The sequence below is a fragment of the Maribacter spongiicola genome (assembly GCF_052119685.1).
GTDB lineage: Bacteria > Bacteroidota > Bacteroidia > Flavobacteriales > Flavobacteriaceae > Maribacter > Maribacter spongiicola_A.
In genome coordinates, this window is the sequence record NZ_JBGQOO010000010.1 from 30,197 (window position 1) to 52,502 (window position 22,306).

9 protein-coding genes are annotated in these 22,306 nt (G+C 36.6%); 8 read left to right on the forward strand and 1 reads right to left on the reverse strand.

The annotated features are described in order from the left end of the window. Window positions 1-3 precede the first annotated feature (3 nt). From ACEN2N_RS14145 to ACEN2N_RS14160, 4 genes are read left to right on the forward strand one after another with little or no spacing between them, the layout of a single operon-like run. Window positions 4-1,428, forward strand: coding sequence for a CCA tRNA nucleotidyltransferase (locus tag ACEN2N_RS14145; protein ID WP_441824934.1), 1,425 nt, complete (start codon window positions 4-6; stop codon window positions 1,426-1,428). A 14-nt stretch (window positions 1,429-1,442) separates the two neighbouring features. Continuing rightward, on the forward strand, window positions 1,443-2,477 hold the full coding sequence (locus ACEN2N_RS14150; protein ID WP_441824935.1) for a COX15/CtaA family protein: 1,035 nt from the start codon (window positions 1,443-1,445) through the stop codon (window positions 2,475-2,477). A gap of 26 nt (window positions 2,478-2,503) precedes the next feature. Next, window positions 2,504-3,001, forward strand: a complete 498-nt coding sequence (locus ACEN2N_RS14155) for an IS1096 element passenger TnpR family protein (RefSeq protein ID WP_441824936.1) — start codon at window positions 2,504-2,506, stop codon at window positions 2,999-3,001. 55 nt (window positions 3,002-3,056) lie between these two features. Beyond that, complete coding sequence (locus ACEN2N_RS14160; RefSeq protein WP_441824937.1) at window positions 3,057-4,115, forward strand: nucleoid-associated protein; 1,059 nt, start codon at window positions 3,057-3,059, stop codon at window positions 4,113-4,115. A gap of 95 nt (window positions 4,116-4,210) precedes the next feature. Here ACEN2N_RS14160 and ACEN2N_RS14165 read toward each other — a convergent pair whose 3' ends face one another. Further along, window positions 4,211-5,299 (reverse strand): hypothetical protein, encoded by a 1,089-nt coding sequence (locus tag ACEN2N_RS14165; RefSeq protein WP_441824938.1) that lies wholly within the window; start codon window positions 5,297-5,299, stop codon window positions 4,211-4,213. A gap of 216 nt (window positions 5,300-5,515) precedes the next feature. Here ACEN2N_RS14165 and ACEN2N_RS14170 point away from each other — a divergent pair, with 216 nt between their 5' ends. From ACEN2N_RS14170 to ACEN2N_RS14185, 4 genes are all read left to right on the forward strand, one after another. After that, window positions 5,516-18,250: a T9SS type B sorting domain-containing protein gene (locus ACEN2N_RS14170; protein WP_441824939.1), complete on the forward strand. Its 12,735-nt coding sequence runs from the start codon at window positions 5,516-5,518 to the stop codon at window positions 18,248-18,250. Between the two features lie 146 nt (window positions 18,251-18,396). Next, on the forward strand, window positions 18,397-20,448 hold the full coding sequence (locus tag ACEN2N_RS14175; RefSeq protein ID WP_441824940.1) for a DUF11 domain-containing protein: 2,052 nt from the start codon (window positions 18,397-18,399) through the stop codon (window positions 20,446-20,448). Between the two features lie 66 nt (window positions 20,449-20,514). Further along, window positions 20,515-21,417 carry an ABC transporter ATP-binding protein gene (locus ACEN2N_RS14180; protein ID WP_441824941.1) on the forward strand — a complete coding sequence of 301 codons (903 nt, stop codon included), beginning with the start codon at window positions 20,515-20,517 and terminating at the stop codon, window positions 21,415-21,417. Between the two features lie 12 nt (window positions 21,418-21,429). Then, complete coding sequence (locus ACEN2N_RS14185; RefSeq protein WP_441824942.1) at window positions 21,430-22,263, forward strand: ABC transporter permease; 834 nt, start codon at window positions 21,430-21,432, stop codon at window positions 22,261-22,263. The last annotated feature ends 43 nt before the right edge of the window (window positions 22,264-22,306 follow it).

Here is a 22,306-nt window from a genome sequence, read left to right on the forward strand (position 1 = left end):
AACATGCAAGAGAGCTATACAGACGCTTTAAACAACCCAATATTCAAAATAATTTCAGAAGCCGCAGAAGAACTTTCTGTAGACTGCTATGTTATTGGCGGTTTTGTAAGAGATTATTTTTTAAAAAGATCAATACCAAAAGACATAGATGTTGTTGCCATTGGCAGCGGTATTGCACTTGCCGAAAAAGTAGCATCAAAATTAAAGGGAAAACCACAAGTTTCTGTCTTTAAAAATTTTGGTACCGCCATGATCAAAAGTGATGGTATCGAACTTGAATTTGTTGGTGCGCGTAAAGAAAGTTATCAACGCGATAGTCGCAAACCCATTGTTGAAGATGGCACTTTAGAAGATGATCAAAAAAGACGCGATTTCACCATAAACGCTTTGGCCCTTTCGTTGAACAAATCGAACTACGGAGCCCTTCTTGACCCTTTTGTCGGTATTGCAGATTTAGAGAACAAGATTATAAAAACTCCCTTAGAACCAGGCATTACCTATTCAGATGACCCTTTACGAATGATGCGGGCCATTCGTTTTGCTACCCAATTAGATTTTCAGATTGCACTACCCTCTTTACAAGCTATTACCGAAAATAAAGACCGTCTAAAAATTGTTTCTAATGAGCGAATATTAGATGAACTTCATAAAATTATGTTGTGTAAAAAACCTTCTTTAGGCTTTTCATTACTTCATAAAACAGAACTACTAGAACTAATTCTACCGGAATTAACCGCTTTACAAGGCATAGAAGAAATTGAGGGTCAAAAGCATAAAGATAATTTTTGGCACACTTTAGAAGTAGTTGATAATATCTCTGAGGCTACAGAAGACCTTTGGCTACGCTGGGCCGCTCTTTTACATGATATTGGAAAAGCCCCTACTAAAAGATTCCATAAAAAAATTGGATGGACATTTCACGGACATGAATTTGTTGGATCAAAAATGGTGTTGAAATTATTTAAACGTCTCCGCATGCCTTTGAACGATAAAATGAAATTCGTTCAAAAGTTGGTTTTAATGAGCTCTAGACCAATTGTACTTTCTGAAGATTTTGTAACAGATTCTGCCGTACGTAGATTAATTTTTGATGCAGGTGATAATGTAGAGGATCTAATGACGTTGTGCGAAGCAGATATTACTACTAAGAACCCTAAAAAGCAACGCAAGTATCGTCAGAATTTTAAGGTTGTTCGCCAAAAGATTGAAGAAGTAGAAGCTCGAGATCACGTTAGAAACTTTCAACCACCTATTAGTGGAGAAGAAATTATGGAAGCTTTTTCATTAAAACCATCAAAAGAAATCGGAATTATAAAAGAAGCGATTAAAGAAGCGATTTTAGAAGGAGAAATTCCGAATGAATATAAAGCGGCACAAGATTTTATGTATCTTAAGGGTGCCCAATTAGGTTTACAGGTTACGAAATAGAATGGCTATTATTTATGGATATTACATTTAGAAAAATTGCCAAAATATCTTTGGTATTAGTTTATTTAGTGATCGTTGCCGGCGCCGTGGTTAGAATGACCGGTAGCGGTATGGGTTGCCCAGATTGGCCAAAATGTTTTGGATACTACATTCCCCCAACAGAGGTTACAGAAATACAATGGCAAACAGATAGAATGTTCGAAAAAGGTCAGGTAATTATTTATCGTGAGACATTACAAATTGCAAAAGAAACGTTCACTACAAAAAATACTTTTGACGCTACCAATTGGGAAGCATATACGAAACATGACTACGCAGAATTTAATCCGTGGCACACATGGATCGAATATATAAACAGGCTTTTAGGAGCCTTGGCCGGTCTAGCCACTTTAGTTCTTGCCATTATCTCGATTAAATTTTGGAAGAAGAAAAAGCGTATACCCATACTATCATGGTTAGTGGTTGTAGGCATGGTCTTTCAAGCTTGGTTGGGCGCAACAGTTGTTTACTCTGTTTTAGAGCCCGCAAAAATTACTGTTCACATGCTTATGGCATTGGTAATCGTAGCAATGTTGCTTTATGTTATCTATTTAGCAAATGAAGAGAACAAACGCATTAAGTACGATAAAATGGTATTGAATATCAGTATTGTAGCAATAATTATGACACTTGTTCAAATTGCTATGGGTACCCAAGTTCGCCAATTTATAGATGAGCAAATAGATATTTTCGGCTACAATGCAAGAGATAACTGGTTAAGAAACCCTGAGTTATTATTTTATATACATCGTTCATTTTCTATACTGGTCATTTTAGTAAACGCTTTCTTGGCGTACAGAATTACGAAGTTAGATTTAGGGCACTTCAAAATTTACTGGGTCTTGTTTTTACTGGTAGTGGAGGTTTTTACGGGTATTGCCATGAACTATTTAGATTTCCCATATGCGAGTCAGCCATTGCACCTTATATTAGCGTCTATTCTATTCGGTGTACAATTCTACATTCTTTTAGATGCATTAATGCCTAGAATAAACTCGAAAACTTCGTAACTTTGCCCTCCCACAAAAATTAAAGTATGATTTATAAAATTCGTGTTATTCTCGACGCTGATGAAGATATATTCAGAGATTTAGAGATTGAAGCCCACAATTCATTAGAAGACTTTCATAATGCCATTACCCAGGCATTTGGTTTTTTAGGTAATGAAATGGCATCTTTTTATACATGTGATGAAGAGTGGAAACAAGACGAAGAGATTGCGCTTTTTGACATGAGCGAATCTGGGTCTGATGTTCGCTTAATGAACGAAACCTTTTTAGAGGATATCGTTACCGAGAACAACCCAAAACTAATCTACGTGTATGATTTCATGAACATGTGGACATTTTTCGTTGAACTTGCAGATATTCAAGAAAATGAAGATGGCCGTTCTTACCCAAATGTACTTTTTTCATTTGGTGAGCTACCAGAAACTCCGCCAGAAAAAAACTTTGAAGCAGAGAGCAGTGCCTTTGACTTTGATGATACCTTTGACAATTATGACGATTTAGATTTCGATGAAAATTGGAATTAATCTGCATGTAAAATATTTCACATTACTTTTCTAACCATTTAATTTAGAACACTTTATGATTAACCTATATGCTACCCAAATCGAAAGCATTTCTATACATAGAGTTGGTAACAAAAATAAGAACGAAGGTGTTTTTCTTTCAGAAGAACCATTTAGACTTAACGATGAAACCACCGGTCTATTAAAAGAATACTTTTTTAAGCCTTTTAGAGAAAAGGAAGAAAATTATTATAAGTTGGCTAATGAAGTTGATGTTGAATTCAATGAATTATACAAAATAGTTAGTGAAGTTTTTGAAGATAACTCGAAGGCACATTTAAATTCTAAAAAAATAGCCTCCCTATTATTCGAACAATCTAACCACCCACATATCAAAAGTGGTGAGGTATATGTTGCCTACCTTTCTAATTTACTTTTAGATAATAAAAAAGTAGATGCGATAGGTATATTCAAAAGTGAGTTAAAACACGATTTTATACAGTTCGAAGAAAAAAACAGCAACCTAGATATCGTTATTCAACAAGGTATCAATATCAATAAGTTAGATAAAGGGTGTTTGATTTTCAATGTTGATAAAGAAGAAGGTTACAAAGTGCTATCTGTAGATAGTAACAAGTACGATACCAAATATTGGATTGAAAATTTCTTAGGTGTAAACCCGCTATCTGATGACAATTTTAAGACTAAAAACTACTTAAAATTTTGCCAGAATTTCGCGAAAGATGTGGTTTTACCAGCTGAAGACAAGCAACAAGAGGTATTATTTATGAACCGTGCAGTAAATCATTTTGCAAAAAACGATTCTTTTGAAGAGTCTACTTTTTTGAACGAGGTAATGGAAAACCCTGAATTGATTCCAGAATTCAAACATTACAAAACAGAAAAAGGTCCGAAGTACAGTATTGAAGATGTTTCTACATTCGACATTGCGAACAAGGCAGTATCAGATGCACGTAAAAAAATAAAAAATGTCATTAATTTGGATACGAATATTCAGATAAAAATGGACTTCATAAACCCTGAATCTGCAGAGAAATATGTGGAAAAAGGTTGGGACGAAGAAAGACAAATGTATTATTACTTAGTATACTTCAACAAAGAACAAAAGAGCTAGTATTTTTGAATACACTAAGCTTACAACAAGTAGAAAGCCTATTATTTCTATAGAAAATAATGGGCTTTTTCAATTTTTAGCTATTACAATATGTGTTAGTTATTAATTTTAATATTGTGTTCTATAATCTGTTTTACACTTACGTCTTCATAATTTCTACGAACAAAATTTAGGGCTAAATCTAGCACTTCTCCCATTGTCTTGCAGTTCTGAAAATCCATATCCATCGTAAGAACTTCAATTTGCTCTCTTAGCATGGCAATGTTTTCGGGGGTTGAAATTTCATCAGTCTTACAAATGGCACGTAATTTTTTAATTCTATTACCAGAACTTAAAATTCTCTTTGCAACCATTGAACGTTCTTCTAATTTATACTGATCAACAGAATCGTGAGTTAATTTTTTACGAACTAACTCGACCATTTGATAGTTTTCTTTAAAAAATTGAGGTCTATAAACTTTTAGTTTTCCTTCAAAACACTGTTGATCAAAATCTATAGCACGAATTTTATAAACAACATGGTCAAAATCATGTGTAGGTACAATTACATAGTTATAAGAGCGCATATCGCCCAACAATCGAATCATACAACGCTCATTAAATTTTACAAATTCTTTTGCCAACTGAGCCTTTTCGCTAGGTGTGCATTGAGGCAAATTGTGTTTAATAAATTCATCGCCAGGTATACCTGCAATATGTTCTTCTATTAAAGTGTCTTTATACACCAAAAAGTTAAGATTATACGGCGAAAGCATATGCTCTAATTCTAAGCCATAAATACGAGATGCATCCGTCTTTTTTATGTAGAAATAAGTGAAGTTATCGTTCAATATATTTCGAATCTTAATACGAAAAGGTTTAGAATTTCCGAACGTACAGAAATCAACGGCATCAACATTTAAATACTGATGAATATTATCACTTCCGTCAGAATGTAAAATTGAATAGACTTTCTTTAAACTATCATCTATTTCTTTTCTTTCATATTCTGAATAATATGCTCGTACCCAAAGAGTGTCTTCATCATTTTTATCATACACTACAACCGAACCTGAAAAACGTAGCAAATCGTCGTAAAATATAGGAATTTCAATCTTACGGCTATAATGTTCTAAATAACCATCTAAAGCCACACTTACTGGGTAAGCTGGCTTCTTTTTAGACATTAATCTTTCTTCTGACATGCTTCAAATTTACTTACAAAATAATCAATTCAGCTCAATAATTTTCAGCAAGCATATAAAATTAACGCGTACGACAACATATATCGCCCGTAGACAACATTTATTTACCCAAGACCCAAAAGGTCGCTTTATTTGTTTTTAGTACTACTTGAAACCATACCGATGATAACGCATTTTAAAACTAACATTAAATTTCTTTTATTCATACTAGTTACAGTGAGCTCATTTTTGGGATTTGGGCAATTAAGTGACCTTCATTATCTACCACCAATGAAGCAGGGTCAAAATAACCAAGGTATACAGAATCAAGCGATATATTTATCAACCCCAGAAACGACTCCTTTCAATGTTTACGCCTATCGTGGTACTTCTAATACTATTGTAAGAACTATTACCATTGACAATCTTAACCCAGGTGTTTGGACATTAGGTAACGGCGATAACAATATTACATTAGTAGACAACAATAATACGGGTACTGTACTTACCAATAGCGGTTTACGATTTATTTCTGCAGGCGGAGAAAAATTCTATGTGAATTACAGAGGTAAATCTGACTCACAAGCTGCATCATTGACAGCAAAGGGTAGACAAGCTATGGGTACCAACTTTAAATGGGGCGGTGTACCTAATAAAGGTACTCACCCAACTAAATCCAACACATTAGGTATCATGGCAACCGAAGACAATACTACAGTCGTATTATCTGGTTACGACCCTGGTTGCGAATTTAGAGTAGGTGCTAACAGGGCTGGTATTACAGCCAACTCACATACTATAACCTTAAATGCAAACGAATCTTTTGTATATGAGACCTATATAGGAAATAATTACACTAAAGCCCATGAAGATGGTTGGATCGGGGCCTCGATTGTTGCTACAAAAGATATCGTTATTAGTAATGGTTCTATAAATTTTGGTAGCCAAGATGGTCAAAGCCATAGAGATGCCGGTATTGACCAACCGGTACCTATTAATAAACTAGGTAAAGATTATGTTTTTATAAGAGGTAATGGTAACACGAACGGATTAACAGAATTCCCTTTGGTCATTGCCACGGCAGATAATACAAATGTATATGTAAATGGTAATACAACAGCAATTGCAACTATAGACAATGGTGAGTTCTTTAAAATACCGAGTACTTACTATTCGTCAAATACAGTAGGTGCCAATATGTTCGTTCAAACTTCGAAAGATGTATATGCCTACCAATCAATGGCAGGATCAAGTAATTTATACACCCAAGGGTTAAACTTTGTAGCGCCAGTCAACTGTTTATTACCAGATGTAATGGACAACATACCAAAAATTACAAATATTGCAGGTAGTATTGTTACGGGCGGACTAACAATTATTGCTTCGGTAAATACCATTGATGCTAATGTAAAAGTGTATGAAGATGGTGTGGAAATCTCAAAACCAGCATCTAACCCCGTAGCTGGATCAGATGATTGGAAAACATTTTACATACCAAATTTAGAAGGTGATATCAGTGTAACCTCAACAGGACCAATGGCTATTGGTTTTTTTGGTTTTAATGGCGCTCAAGGCGTTGCCGGTTATTTCTCAGGTTTCGACACCGTACCAGAAGTAGTCTTAAAAATCAATGGTGGTACCGAAGGTGAATGCTTTTCTGGTTCAAGTATTTTTGAAGCTTCTGATGATAATTTCGATGCTTACCAATGGTATTTTGATGGCGTCGCAATCCCTGGAGCAAATGCTTATGACTATGCCGCAACTATTGCTGGTGATTACTATGTAAGAGGAACAAAAGGACCATGTACGTACGATTCTCAAACCATTAAAATTTTCTACTGTGAGCCAGATGTTCAAATTATTAAAACCGTTGACAAACCTGAGATAACAGAGGGGGAAACTGCCACATTTACTATCAGAGCAGAGAACTTATGGTTTTTACCAATTACTAATCTGCAGGTAACCGATAATATTCCTGCAGGGTTAACCTTGAAAGGGGCTTCTACCATAACAGGATCTTGGAATGGTAATGTTTGGAATATAGGCACATTGGCACCGGGCGAAGTTGCATTCTTAACATTAGAAGTAACTGCAGACGAAATAGACATTCTGCCTTTACTCAACCTTGTCAATATCGCTACCAATACTCAAAACCAAACGGACGCCAACATCACAAGAGATGAGCCTTCCGCCAGAATTATAGTACATAACGACTTTGATAATGACGGCGTTGTGGATAGCGTTGATTTAGATGATGATAATGATGGTATTTATGATTCCGTTGAACAAATGTGTATCATATCTAGTGATGTAAATTTCACTTCACCATCAAGCACTTTAAAAGGAGGTACTGCCGTAACTGAAATTTTCTCTAATTTCTCTGGTTTTTGGAGAAGTTCTACAACTTCAAGAAATCCAGTATTGCCAAACTTATCACATGAATTACTGGCATTCACCACCGGAGGTACAACTTTTACCACTGGGGTTGCAGACGATAATCTTTATGATTCCAACGGGAATGGTTTATCAGACGGTATAGACTCCAATAATGATGGAATTTCAGATATTTCAGCTACAGAATCTAGCTGGATGGCATTGAGCCCTTCAAACAATATTTATAGCGAGGCAACCTTTGAAGCTAATTTAAATGATGGGAATAATGATAATGCTTTAGGATTAACCGTTATAAATGACCCTACCACAGACCCATTAAATCCTTTGTTGACCCACGGGCAAAACGGATTGGACCTTGGTACCGGTATTGTTAACATCGGCGATACATGGACTTATGAAATAGATCCAATTGTAGCTACTAACGTTGGCGATGGTATACCAGAGATATTATTAACTCAAGTAGCAGACCCAAGTGGTGTCGGTCACGTTGTAAGTCTTTATGATGCTACAGGTGCTCCTCTTGGAAATGCTGTACGAGTAGAGGCTTATAGTGGTGGAGCACTTGCCGATGTTGTTGGCTCTTACAGATTAGATATCTACCACGCAAACGGAAGCGTCTTCTTTAATAATACCACTAGAGATTACCGTTTAGCAACAGTAGAATTATCAGAATTTGGTATACCTGCGGCTAATTTAGCTGACGTGGCATACCTTCGATTACAACTTAGTTCAAATGCAGATGTTGCCTTTTTATCTTACAATACAGCGTCTTTTTCTGGATTTTGTGCCAATCTAGATACTGATATGGATGGCTATCCTGATCATCTAGACTTAGACAGTGATGATGATGGGTGTAGTGACGCCAATGAATTTTATAAAGATGATGCAACTGATGGTGGTGATGGTGGTGAATATGGAACGGGAGTTCCTGCAGTTGACCCAACAGATGGTACCGTAAATGCAGCATCTTACACTCAAGTATTTGCACCGGTTATTGTTTTGGGCAACACTTCTGAATTATTGGGTGGTACAGATATTAACGGAGAGAATGTAGATTTAGGCGATACGTACAATTATGTATTAAGATTTCAGAATACGGGAGATGATCATGCAACTGGTTTTACGATCAAAAATGTATTACCAGACAATGTAAGCTTAGATAATATAAATATTGATGATGCACCAGGAGTAACTAGTAGTTACGAAGAAAGCACCAGAACTATAACTTTTACGATACCTGATGCATTAGTTCAAATTGATGATCCCGAGTATAAAATAAAAATAACGGTTTCTCTTTCGGGTGACTGTTCTGAGTTCGTAGCGGCTTGTGCTTCTCAACTCGAAAATAATGCCTATGCAAATTACTCTGGCACTTTAAATACTAACACTTTTTCTGATGAAGACGGTAGTAACCCAGCAGGTGCCTGTACCACTACTCTAGAGGTAGCGGCTAACAATGTTTCTGATGCATTATTAAATTGTAATGTTGCACGTTCAGTAGAACTTTGTGGTGCTAGCGGAACACTTTCTGCAGGTTTAGGTTTTGATACCTACACTTGGGCTATAGATACTAATAATAATGGGTCTATAGATTCTGGAGATACTATTTTAAATGACGGTACTTCAAACACGTTGACAGTAACTACCGTAGGTAACTATATAGTAGAAAAAACATCAACATCTGGTTGTGCAAACCATACAGAATTGATTACTGTTGAACGATATGGGCAAACACAGACCAACCCAATTATTAGTTACTTAAATCAAGTAAATACCGACAGTAATCCTGATAATGATATTCAGGGTGAAACCGTTACTTGTTCCAATGATAATAGTGATATGCCACATATTTTTCTTTGTGGTGAAACCGATAGTGCATTTATTCAATTAGGTATAACTGATGCATTGAGCATTAAATGGGAAAAACTTGATGAGACCAGTTGTAACGTTGCTACTTGTGGAGATGTTAGTGATAACTGTGCAAATACAACTAGTGGCTGGACATGGAACGAAGAAACAGCTGCAGACAACTTTACTGTAACCGAAAGTGGTAAATACAGAGTAGTTATAGGATATGAAGGTGGATGTTTCAGTAGATTCTATTTCAACGCATACCAAAATACTTTAGATATTCCTGAGCCAGATTCATCTGATATCATTTGTGATACAGAAGGTTCTATTAGAGTAATAGATTTAGGTAGCGGTTACGGTTATCAGTTGTATGATGTTGAGAATAATTCAATCGCAGTACCATTTAGTGCTGGTCAAGGTCCTAATTTCGACATCGCAACTAGCGGTACATATATAGTACAGATTACACAGCTTAACCCATCAACAGGTGCACCAATTGAGAACAGTTGTGTATTCGAAACCGAAGAAATTGGTATTGCTGAAAGAATTTTTGAAGTAACCCCTAGCACTACTCCGTTCGATTGTAACGATGCTGGTACAATTTCTATACAAGCATTGAACGTTTCACCAGAATATAGCTATGAGCTTTACTTTGATAACGGTAGTGGTGGTAAAGGAGCTTTAGTAGCCAACAACTTAGTATCGTCTGACAACACCCATACATTTACAGGTCTTGCGGCTGATGATTATGTTATTGTAACTACTACCGTAGATGGTTGTAGTATTGAAAGCACTATTACGGTAGACGAAATTCCTGAACTTAGGTTAACAGCAACAAATCAAGAAAATATTACGTGTACTTACGGTGTAATAAATTTAACGGCCACTGGTGGTACAACAGGGTACGAATATGCTATCTATAGTAAAGATGGCATTGCTCCATACGCTGACGAAACTACTATTCCCGATTCAGATTTCACATCTAATCCATCATTTTTATTCGGATATGAAGGTACTCCTTCAACATATGTACCTAATGAAGATGGAGAATATGTATTTGTAATTAGAGATGATAACGGATGTTACGGGTTGTCGAATTTAGTAGCAATGGAAGATTTGGGCACTATAACAATAGGTGCATCAAATACAGATATTACGTGTGCAGATTCTTCAACATCTGTTTTAACAATTACTGCTTCGGGTGGTAATGCTCCATATCAATATAGTCTGGATGGTGGTATTACTTATCAAACAGAAAATTTCTTCAACAATATTTCAGCAGGTAATTATACCATAACAGTTATGGATTCTAGTGGTACTGCCGGTAATGGTTGTATAGAGACTTATGAATATGAAGTTACCCAACCATTTACGTTAACGGCATCACCTTCTATTATAGAAGATGCTTCTTGCGATACATCTGGGGCAGCAATACCAACAGCGTTAGTTAAGATTTTAAATGGTAGTGGTGGTCAAGCTCCGTATCAATATAGTTTTGATGGTGGAAACACTTTTTCTGCAATTGATGAAAGACGTTTAACACCGGGCAACTATCAATTAGCGATAACAGATGCTTTAGGATGTTCTACAGATTTAGAAATTACGGTACCTATTGCTGCTATTGAACCTACATTCACTAATGACATAACGTATGAATGTGATGGGGACGGAGTAGTTACCATCACCCCTTCTAACACAACAGACTTTACCTATACATACAAATTAAATGGTACAGATAATATACCATTAGATAGTAATGTATTCAATAATGTTGCTTCAGGTACTCAAACAATAACCGTTGGGTACACAAGTTCGATAGCTGCTGATCAAAGTACACTTTTCCTTGAAGATTTTGGAGCCGGTGTAACCACACAGATTGCAGAAATAGGTGCAGGATATTGCTACGAACCACAAGATGGTACTGAGACGGACTGTAATTTAGGTCCTGCCGGTATTCTTGTAAATGCAGAATATGCAGTTACCAATAGAATTACCAATCCTAATACATCTTGGAGAAGTCCGAATGATCATACAGGGTTGACCGATGGTAGATTTATGGCAATTGGGGTAAGTACCTCAGCAGGTAATAATAATATTCTATGGTCAAGAACAGGCTTGGAAGCACTTGCCAATCAAGATATCACCATATCGTTTTATGCATATAATATATTAGTTGATAATGCTTCTGGTAATGACCCAGAAATATTGGTAGAATTGGTTGATGGCTCTGGTAATGTAATCAGTAGCCAAGCAACTGCAGCTGTTCCACAAAATAACAATGCAGACGACTGGCATTTAAGAACGGTAACGTTTAATCCTGGTGTAAATACTGCAGTTGGGGTTGTATTACGTACCAATCTAAATAGTGATAATGGTAACTTCTTGGTATTAGATGATATTCAGGCTTCACAGACTCCTGAGATATGTGAAAAAACACAAGATATATCAGTTATAGTAGAAACTGGAAAAACCTTTGAAGTAGCTATTTTAGGTAGTACCGATCCTACTTGTAACGGTAGTGACAATGGTAGCATTCGTTTTGAGGTTTCTAATTTCGATCCTACTTTTGGATTTCAATATTCTCTAGACGGTGGTACAAATTGGGTAACCGAAACAACTTCTCCAATAACCACCCCAGCTACCCTGGCAGATGGCACGTACAACTTAATGGTAGAAAAGATAGATGACAATTCATGTACTGCTACTTCAGCAACATCGGTTACTTTAACTTCACCTAATGCGTTAACGGCAAGTTTACAACAGACTGCAGAATTTACTTGTTTTAATACAGGTGCTACTTTACAAGCAACAGCTACAGAAGGCACACCTGGTTATGAATACCAATTAGAAAGAACAGATAATACTATTATTAGAGCATTTAGTACATCAGCACAATTCTTGAACGTACCTGCTGGAGATTATCATGTAAGAGTTAAAGATCAAAATAATTGCGAAGTAGTATCAACTGCTACCGTAACTGTAGTTCAACCAGAAACCATTGCATTTGGGTTAACAGCAACTCAATGTTATGATGGACAAAATAATGGTACGGTAACCGCAACGGTAACTGATGGTAACGGTAATTATTCATTCAGAATTAATAACGGAGCATGGCAAACCCCTACTCCTGCATCCAACTTAGCATACACCTTCAATAATTTATCTGAAGGCACCTATAATGTAGAAGTAACCGATATATATGGTTGTGTTTCTGCTATAGAATCAATAACGATTGCGCCTACAATTTCACTTAGTGTAGTGCCTGTAAATGCAAGTGTATGTGCCGATGGTACATTAACAGCAACGGCATCTGGTGGAGATAATAATTTTATGTATGCATTTATTCCTTCAGGTAATACTGTAACTGATGCCGATTTCTCTGCCAGTAATACCACTACTATTTTATTAGCTAATATTGGAACTTATGATATTTATGTAAGAGATAAAGCAAATGCTACAGATACCTGCCAAACTATGGTTACTGAAACCATTGCAGCAAGTCCTGTACTTGACATTAGCGCAGTAGCGACAGATCCAGATTGTCATGATGGCACTGGCAGTATTGCCGTGACTATTAATGACGGACTATCTCCTTTCGATTACCGATTGGTAGATGTAACCAATGGTACTCCCGATCAAGTACAAACTGATGTAGTGGGAACGACTAAAACATACTATAATCTGGCACCAGGTGAATACGATGTAGTAATTACTGATGAAGCAGGATGCTCAGAATCAGAAACGGTAACGATTACAGCACCAGCAGAACTTACTGCTATGGCAGAAGGTAGAACTCCCCTACTTTGTACAGGTGATGTGAATGATTTTGGATTTGACTTTGTAGGTTATACAACAACAATTGGTACACTTGAATTTAGTGATGATGGTGGTGCAACTTGGCAAACATCTGACCAGTTTAGGGGCTATTTATCAGGTTTTGAAGTAGAACCTTCAATTAGAACAGTTGATGGTAGTGGCCATACAATATGTAAAACCGATTTACCAAAGTTGTTAATTCCATATCCTTTAGATGATTTAGATATCACTTTACTGCCTATTATTGTTAATTGTGATGAATTACAGGTAAGCGTGCGTGGACAAAACGGTACTGCACCATATGAATATACATATACAGATGATCCTGCTAATTTCAATATCATATCTCCTGTTAATGGTTGGACAACTCCGTACGCCGCTGGTACAACACACACTTTTCCTAATTTAATACCTGGTAGAACTTATGTTTTCTATGTACGAGATGCAGTAGGCTGTGTTAGAGAAAGTAGTGTAAACGTAAATGACGAAATTGTTAACCCAATGGATATCACTTCTGTTATTACCCCTGCATGTGAAGGTTCAAGTAACGGATCAATAACCTACACTATTGTAGATACAGATGGTATAATAGAACCTGATATGCAATGGTTTTTATATGATTTAGACGGAAATGAAATCAGAAATAGTGGGGGTATTGTTAGTTACTCAAGTACTATAAATGTTATTAGTTTACCTGCCGATGAATACTATATTGAAGTTCAACAATACAACGGTGGCATCCCTCAATGTATCAGTGCTAGTGAAAATGAGGAATTGATAATGTTAGATGAAATTACAGGAGACACAAAATCTATTCTAGATATATCTTGTGAAAACCCAGGATTAATATTAATTGAAAATGTTCAAGGTGGCGGAGGTACTTACTTCTACACTATTACAGGACCTGCTCCTTTTGTTACTATTACTACAACTGGCGATAACCCAATTGAAATAGCATCAAACTCACCTGCAGGTGCGTATACAGTAACCGTAGAAGATCAATTCGGTTGTTCGTATGCTCTTAATAATGTTATCATGAGCTTTACGGCAGCACCAACTATTGATGATGTAGTAATTGCAAATTGTAACACCAATGCCTCGGTAACCATTACCGCTACAGGTACAGGTACTATTCTTTATTCTATAGATGGCGGTAGTACCTATCAAAATAATGGTGGGGTTTATAACACCGTACCAGCTGGCAGCTATACTATATTTGTAAAAGATGCTACTGGTTGTACCGATGACACAAATATAGTGGTACACCCTAGCCTACAAGCTTCGGTAAGTTTAGCGCAACAATTAGGTTGTGGTGCCGGTTTTGAGGCAGAAATAGCTATTGAAGGTATTTCAGGTTCAGGAAATTTTGAGTTTGAGATTCTTGATAGCTCATCAAACCTTGTTGAAACACGACAAACTCTTACGGGCGGAGCTATGAATGTACCTGTTAGTGTGCCAGATAATACTGTTGATACAAATTACACGGTTAACGTTTATGATATAGGTACTGCGTCACCAAATTGTAGTAGAACTTTTATCTTAAAAATTCCGGCAGCTATTCGTCCAGATTTTACGGCTACCCCTATTGAGGTAAGTTGTTCTGGTGCTAACGATGGTAGTATTGAATTGGTTCAGGTAAATAATGGAAATAATCCCTTAACGTATGCCTTAAACCCAATGCCTATAAGTGCATCATGGGATGCGGCTACACAATCTTACATTGGTCTACCTGGTGGATCTTATGATGTAACTGCTAGAGGTCCGAATAACTGTACTACAGTAAAAACAGTGGTAATTGATGAAAATACATTGATCACATTTACTGCCCCGGTTCCTGTTCAATTTGGATGTGCTAGTGGGAATGATGGTAACAATGCCAAAATAACAATAGACGCAAGTTCAATTAACGGCGGAAGCGGAACATATAATCGTTTTGAATTCATTGATGATGCAACAACTAATATACTTCAAAATAGCAGCAGTTTAACCTATACGCATACAAATGGGGCTGGTGGAGACATCATAGTTCGTGTTTATGATAATGAGGGTTGTTCGGTTGAGCATATAGTTACCATTGACCCTTATGACACTTTTGTTGACGCAACTATTTCTGTCGATAGAGAGTTAGATTGCGTAAACAGTGGTGAAAATATTACTATAGATGTAAATAGTACAGTTACGAATACTACAGCAAATCTAGCTAATTATGAGTTTAGAATATTGCCATCTGCAACATACCAAACAGGTGACAATGTATTTACCAACTTGGCAATAGGCACCTATACTATTGGTATTAAAAATATAACTACAGGTTGTGAAATAACAAGAACCCATATTGTTGAAGACCCTAATACATTCGATATTGAGGTTAATAAACTTTCTGATGTAGTATGTTTCGGAACTGACGGTGCAATCCAAATTACATTTACCGATGCTATATATGCAGGTGATTTTAACTGGGGAGTTTTTAATGCCGACGGAACAGCTACTGTACGTACCGATGATGACGGCATATTTACTGGAACAGGAACAACAGCGTCTATTCCGGTAGCAGCAGGTAGTTACATTTTAAGAGCGGCACAAGTTGGCACTCCAGAATGTATTCAAGAAAGATCATTTACCATTACATCTCCTACTGCCCCAATAACTTTAGCGGCAATTACGACTAAAGATGTGGGTTGTAGTAATGATATGGGAAGTGCCAATATTATACCTAACGGTGGTAAAGCTCCGTTCAATATAATAGTAACACATACCACCTTAGGTACTACATATACAGCCAACCAAGTAAATGGTAATTTATCCACTGGTCTCAGTGATGGTCAGTATACGGTAGAAGTAACAGATAAATTAGGTTGTACGGTAACTTTTTCGAATGCATTTACCTTAACCCCTCCAGAGCCTATAGTTGCAAATATTCAATCTATTCAAGGTTTAGAGTGTGAGGGTGATTTAGACGGAGTAATTACAGCAGGCTATACACCTAGAACAGTAATTACAAATTACAGGTACATTCTTAAAACGTATGACGGTGATGGACCTGGTGCTAATCTTTTACAGACGTCTAGTTCTCAGACTACGGCTACTTTTATGAATTTGAGATCAGGATATTATAGTGTTACTATTCTTGATGACTTAAACTGTTCTGATGAAACCAGTATCGTTGAAATTGCTGAACCAGTAGAAGTTAGAGGTCGACTCGTAACTGCTCAAAGAGCGACATGCTTAGAAGATGCACAACTTTTACTGACTGCTTCTGGTGGTACAGGACCATATATGTGGAATACAGATGGTTCATCAACATTCAATGCCATGAATGAGATTAATGGTCCTAACACCCATTTATTTACAGGTGTATTACCAAATGCCTATACGTATTATATTCAAGATAGTCTTGGTTGTGTTTCGGTTTTAAGTAATAGCGTTACTATTAATCCGATTATTCCTTTAACGATTACCTTAGAAAATAATGACCCAACTATTAGCTGTAATGGTGATGATAGCGGAGTTATATATGCCGAAGCCCAAGGTGGATTAGGCAACTATCAATATGCTTTATTTTCTGATGCAGGCTTAACCAATGAAATTCGCGTAAATCAACCAACTGGTCTGTTTACCGATTTATTGGCAGGATCGTATTATGTAAGAGTACTGAGCGATGATTGTGAAATTTCTTCTCAATTGATTTTGATTACCGAACCAGACGAACTTCTTATTGACACGGCTAATACTTCAATTATCGACGTTACCTGTAATGGACAGGAAGATGGTATTATAACGGTGAACATGTTAGGTGGTTCAGGTACATATCAATATGCCATCTCTCCGAATTTAGATCGTTTTAGCGATGATAATACGTTCGACGAATTGGCACCTGGTGATTATATTATTATAGCACAGGACACTAACGGTTGTTTTGAGCTAATTGAAGCTACCATTTTAGAGCCAGACGTATTAGAAATAACAACAGAAAGCACTCCTGAAATTTGTGTAGGTGAAGAAGATGGTACAATTGATTTAACCATAATCGGTGGTACTGCTCCATATAGCACTCGTTTAGAAAACGAAACAGATTTTGTTCAAGATAGATTAAACTTTACCAACTTAGCAGCTGGTGATTACATCATCTATATAGAAGATGCACAAGGTTGTGAAGAAACAATTATAGTTACTATTGACACAGGTGTTGACCTTGGTGCTACAGTTGAGCCAGTTTATGGTTGTAACGGAGTTTTCCCTAGTAACTATTTAAACATTGTTCTTAACGACCCAAGTATAGAAGATGAAGTGTTATTTGGTTTAGACACAGTAGATCCATTAGAAATGCAATTAACTCCTATTTTTAGAGAGTTGACTCCGGGTACTCATTATATCAGTATTTCTCATGCCAACGGGTGTTTAACTACCTATGATGTTGAAATATTGGCATTCGAGCCTCTTGAAATTACTTTAGTAGAAAGTAACATCAATCAGATTACTGCTACGGTAACTGGTGGTAGAGAAAATTATACCTTCTATTTTGAAGATGATAATAGAGGCTCTGAAAATGTGTTCTATATTACAGAGACTGGCACCTATGCAATTACGGTAGTAGATGAAAATGGATGTGAAGCAACGGCAAGTCTATTCATTGAATTTATTGATATTGAGATTCCTAATTTCTTTACTCCGAATGGCGATGGTCAAAACGATTTTTGGATGCCAGAAAACATAGAGGTTTATCCAGAGATTTTCATTAGCATCTATGACAGGTATGGTCGTTCAGTCTTCACCTTTAAGGATAATGAAGACGGTTGGGACGGATTCTATCAGGATAATGAGCTACCAACTGGAGATTACTGGTATGTCATTAAATTAAATGGTGCGGCAGACACGAGAGAATTTGTAGGTAATTTTACCCTTTACAGATAAACAACTTAACAGAGGTAGCTGACTCGGCTACCTCTTGTTTTTTTTTGTGATAACCACTTAAAACAAGCATTTTATAACTATTAATCGTGATTTAATGACGATTTAAGTTTCTTTAATTTTTAATACTTGATTCAGGCAAACTTATAATGAAGCAAAAGTTTATTTTATTTATTTTATTGATGATGGTTTCTTCAGTTGGATTTTCCCAGCTAAGTGATCTTCATTACTTGCCGCCGTTAAAACAGGGTAGTAATAACTCTTCAGTTAAAGAACAGGCTATTTATTTATCAACACCCGAAACAACCGCCTTTACGGTTAACGCTTATATTGGAACAGCTACAACACCAGACGCAACATTCTCTATTTCTAATTTAGCTCCTGGGGTATATACATTGGCCAATGGTGACAACAATATTACTATGGTTCAAAATGCTAATACAGGGGTTGTTATTAACAGTAGCGGACTCCGGTTTGAATCTCCAGGAGGTGAAAAATTCTACGTGAATTATAGAGGTACCTCTTCAGCACAAGCAACATCTTTAACTTCTAAGGGAAGGCAAGCTTTGGGTACAAAATTTAAATGGGGCGGCGCGCCAAATTATGCAACAACCTCAGATATATCAACATCTTTGGGTATAATGGCAACAGAAGATAATACGGTAGTAGATATTACCGGTTATGATTTTGGTTGCGAATTTCGCTTGCAGAACGATAGAGATGGAATTACAAGTGATAATATTCAAATTACGTTAAACAAAAATGAAAGTTTTGTGCTAGAAGCCTATACTAATGAAACTTCGGCAAACATAGACGGGTGGTTAGGCGCCTCCATAGTTTCAACTAAAAACATTGCCATTAGTAATGGTGGTTTAAATTATGGAGTAGTATCCAGCTCATCAGGCAGTAGAGATGCAGGTATAGATCAACCCGTACCTGAGAACAAATTAGGTAAAGAATATGTTTTCATTAGAGGTAACGGTAGAGATAGTACAGAATTCCCTATAATTATTGGAACCCAAAACAACACTGAAATTTTTGTAAATGGTTCTACTACTTCAATAGCGACAATTAATACAGGTGATTATTTTTTAGTTCCCGGCACTAACTATTCTAGTGATTCACCTGGCGCCAACATGTTGGTCACTACATCAAAAGATGCATATGCATATCAAAATTTAGCAGGTAGTTCTGGGGTGCAGACCATTGGGTTAAATTTTGTTGCCCCTGTCAACTGTTTATTACCTGATACTTTAGATAATATATCAGAAATTACCAATTCTGCCGGCACTACCCTTACCGGTGGTATAACCATCATCGCATCTACATCTACACCTGACGGAAATATTTCGGTATCAGATGGTTCAGGAGCCGTAACATTGCCAGCTTCCTTACCAGTAGCAGGATCTACAGATTGGAAAACATTTTATATTTCTAACCTAACAGGAAATGTAAGTGTGCAATCTACAGGACCAATTGCTGTAGGTTTTTTCGGTGTAAATGCCAATCGTGGTATTGCAGGCTATTTCTCTGGATTTGATACCGTACCCGAAGTTGACCTGGAAGTCAATGGAGGTGGATGCTTACCTGGTGCGTTGATCAGCGTAGTTGATGCAAATTTTGATGCGTACCAATGGTACCAAAACGGAACTATTGTAACGGGGGCTATATTTTCAAGTTACAATCCTAGTGAAGCTGGCGACTATTTTGTAAGGGTTACTAAAGGTGGTTGTACCTATGATTCTCAACCTATTGCAGCTTACTATTGTCTACCAGACGTGATCATTAAAAAAGTTGCAGATACGAATACCGTTACTGATGGAGATTCGGTAACTTTTACCATAACTGTAGAAAGTCTTGGTGTTAATCCGATTTCAAACCTAGTGATTACAGATATACTACCTGATGGTATTTCTTTTCTATCATCATCTGTTTCTAAAGGTAGCTTTACAGAACCTCAATGGTCTATTGGAAGCATGAACAGTGGCGACTTGGAAACGTTAACACTGGTGACACGCGTTACTTTGCCCGATGTCAATACCTCAACTGCCACCTACACAAATAATATTAGTAATGCTCAAGATCAAACAGATAGTAATATAACTACAGATGACCCCTCCGAAACGGTAACCGTTAATTTTAATACCCCAACAACAGTAATCACCAACAGAAGAATTACCTTCAGGGCAACAACAAATTAAGTTCATAGTGTAACATTCGGTCAAGTTTTTCGTCAAGTATACGTAACCAATCAAAAAACACTTGACGTGAGTACTATTCTAACAGTCAATCATCTTACCAAAAAATTCGGACACCTTACTGCAGTAAAAGATTTATCGTTTACTATAGAAAAAGGCAATGTATACGGAATTTTAGGTCCCAACGGCAGCGGCAAATCAACTACCCTTGGCATTGTATTAAATGTAGTCAATAAAACCAGTGGCGAATTTGCTTGGTTTGGCGGTGAATCTTCAACGCATGAAGCACTAAAAAAAGTAGGCGCAATAATCGAACGCCCAAACTTCTACCCGTACATGACGGCTTTGCAAAACTTAAAATTAGTATGCAAAATAAAAGATGTATCGGAAGACAAAATTGAAGAAAAGCTAGATTTAGTCGGACTCCTAGATAGAAAAAATAGCAAATTCAGGACTTTTTCCCTTGGGATGAAGCAACGTTTGGCTATTGCCTCAGCCCTATTGAACGACCCAGAAATATTAATTTTAGATGAACCTACCAATGGGCTCGATCCTCAAGGAATTCATCAGATCCGAGAAATTATAAAGACTATAGCTGCAAAAGGAACTACAATTCTTCTAGCATCGCATTTATTAGATGAGGTTGAAAAAGTATGCTCGCATGTGGTTATTTTAAGAAAAGGCGAAAAATTATATTCTGGCAGGGTAGATAGTTTACAGGCAAGTTTCGGCTTTTTCGAATTAAAATGTGATGACTTAGAAAAACTAACATCGTACTTAAGTACCAATGAACATTTTGGTAGTATAAAAAAAGAAAATGGTTTGGTCACGGCAATCTTAACTTCTGAATTAGATGCACGATCATTGAACAAACTACTTTTTGAAAAAGGCATTATCGTATCTCATTTAGTAAAACGAAAAGAAAGTTTAGAAGAACAATTTCTTGCCTTAACTAAAAATGCTAACACCTAAAACACCACCAACATGATACGATTACTTCAAATAGAATTCATAAAACTTTGGAATAACAGGGCTAGCAAAGTGCTGATTATTTCATACTTCGCACTTTTAACTTCTATCGCATTGGTAGCTGCTATAAAATTCGATATCGGTCCTATAAAGTTTCATTTAGCAGATCAGGGTATTTTTAATTTTCCCTATATCTGGCATTTCAACACATTTATTACAGCGTTCTTCAAGCTATTTTTAGCAATTGTTATTGTATCAATGATGTCTAATGAATATAGTTATAAGACGATAAAACAGAATTTGATTGACGGACTTTCGAAAAAGGAATTTATACTTTCAAAATTCTTGACCGTGATTACATTCTCATTAGTCTCTACAATCTTTGTGTTTTTAGTTTCACTAATTTTAGGACTGATTTACTCCGATTTCACCGAAATTTCTATCATTCTGAGCGATTTAGAGTTTCTTTTAGCGTTTTTCATCAAACTGACGGGTTTCTTTTCCTTCTGTCTTTTCTTAGGTGTTTTGGTAAAAAGGTCAGCCTTTGCGCTTGGCTTTTTAATTTTATGGCAAGTATTCGAAGGAATTTTTAGAGGCATTATACGATGGAAGTTTTTTGATGGCGAAACCACAGATATTATCATGGGCTTTTTTCCATTACAGGCAATGTTCAATCTTATCAAAGAACCATTCTCTAGGTTAGGTGCGGTACAATCTGTTGCCAACCAAATGGGTGAAAAACTCGAATTAGACTATTACATACATTGGTATGAAATTCTGATTGTTATGGCTTGGATAGCCATTTTCATTTATGGATCATACGCTATTCTAAAAAAGCGAGACCTTTAATTCATCTGTACTAACAGGTAATTAATCCTATTTAACAAGGCAC

Coding starts and splice junctions, on each gene's coding strand:
- ACEN2N_RS14145 (WP_441824934.1), top strand. CDS start 4: ATGCAAGAGAGCTATACAGACGCTTTAAACAACCCAATATTCAAAATA.
- ACEN2N_RS14165 (WP_441824938.1), bottom strand. CDS start 5,299: ATGTCAGAAGAAAGATTAATGTCTAAAAAGAAGCCAGCTTACCCAGTA.
- ACEN2N_RS14160 (WP_441824937.1), top strand. CDS start 3,057: ATGATTAACCTATATGCTACCCAAATCGAAAGCATTTCTATACATAGA.
- ACEN2N_RS14155 (WP_441824936.1), top strand. CDS start 2,504: ATGATTTATAAAATTCGTGTTATTCTCGACGCTGATGAAGATATATTC.
- ACEN2N_RS14175 (WP_441824940.1), top strand. CDS start 18,397: ATGAAGCAAAAGTTTATTTTATTTATTTTATTGATGATGGTTTCTTCA.
- ACEN2N_RS14185 (WP_441824942.1), top strand. CDS start 21,430: ATGATACGATTACTTCAAATAGAATTCATAAAACTTTGGAATAACAGG.
- ACEN2N_RS14150 (WP_441824935.1), top strand. CDS start 1,443: ATGGATATTACATTTAGAAAAATTGCCAAAATATCTTTGGTATTAGTT.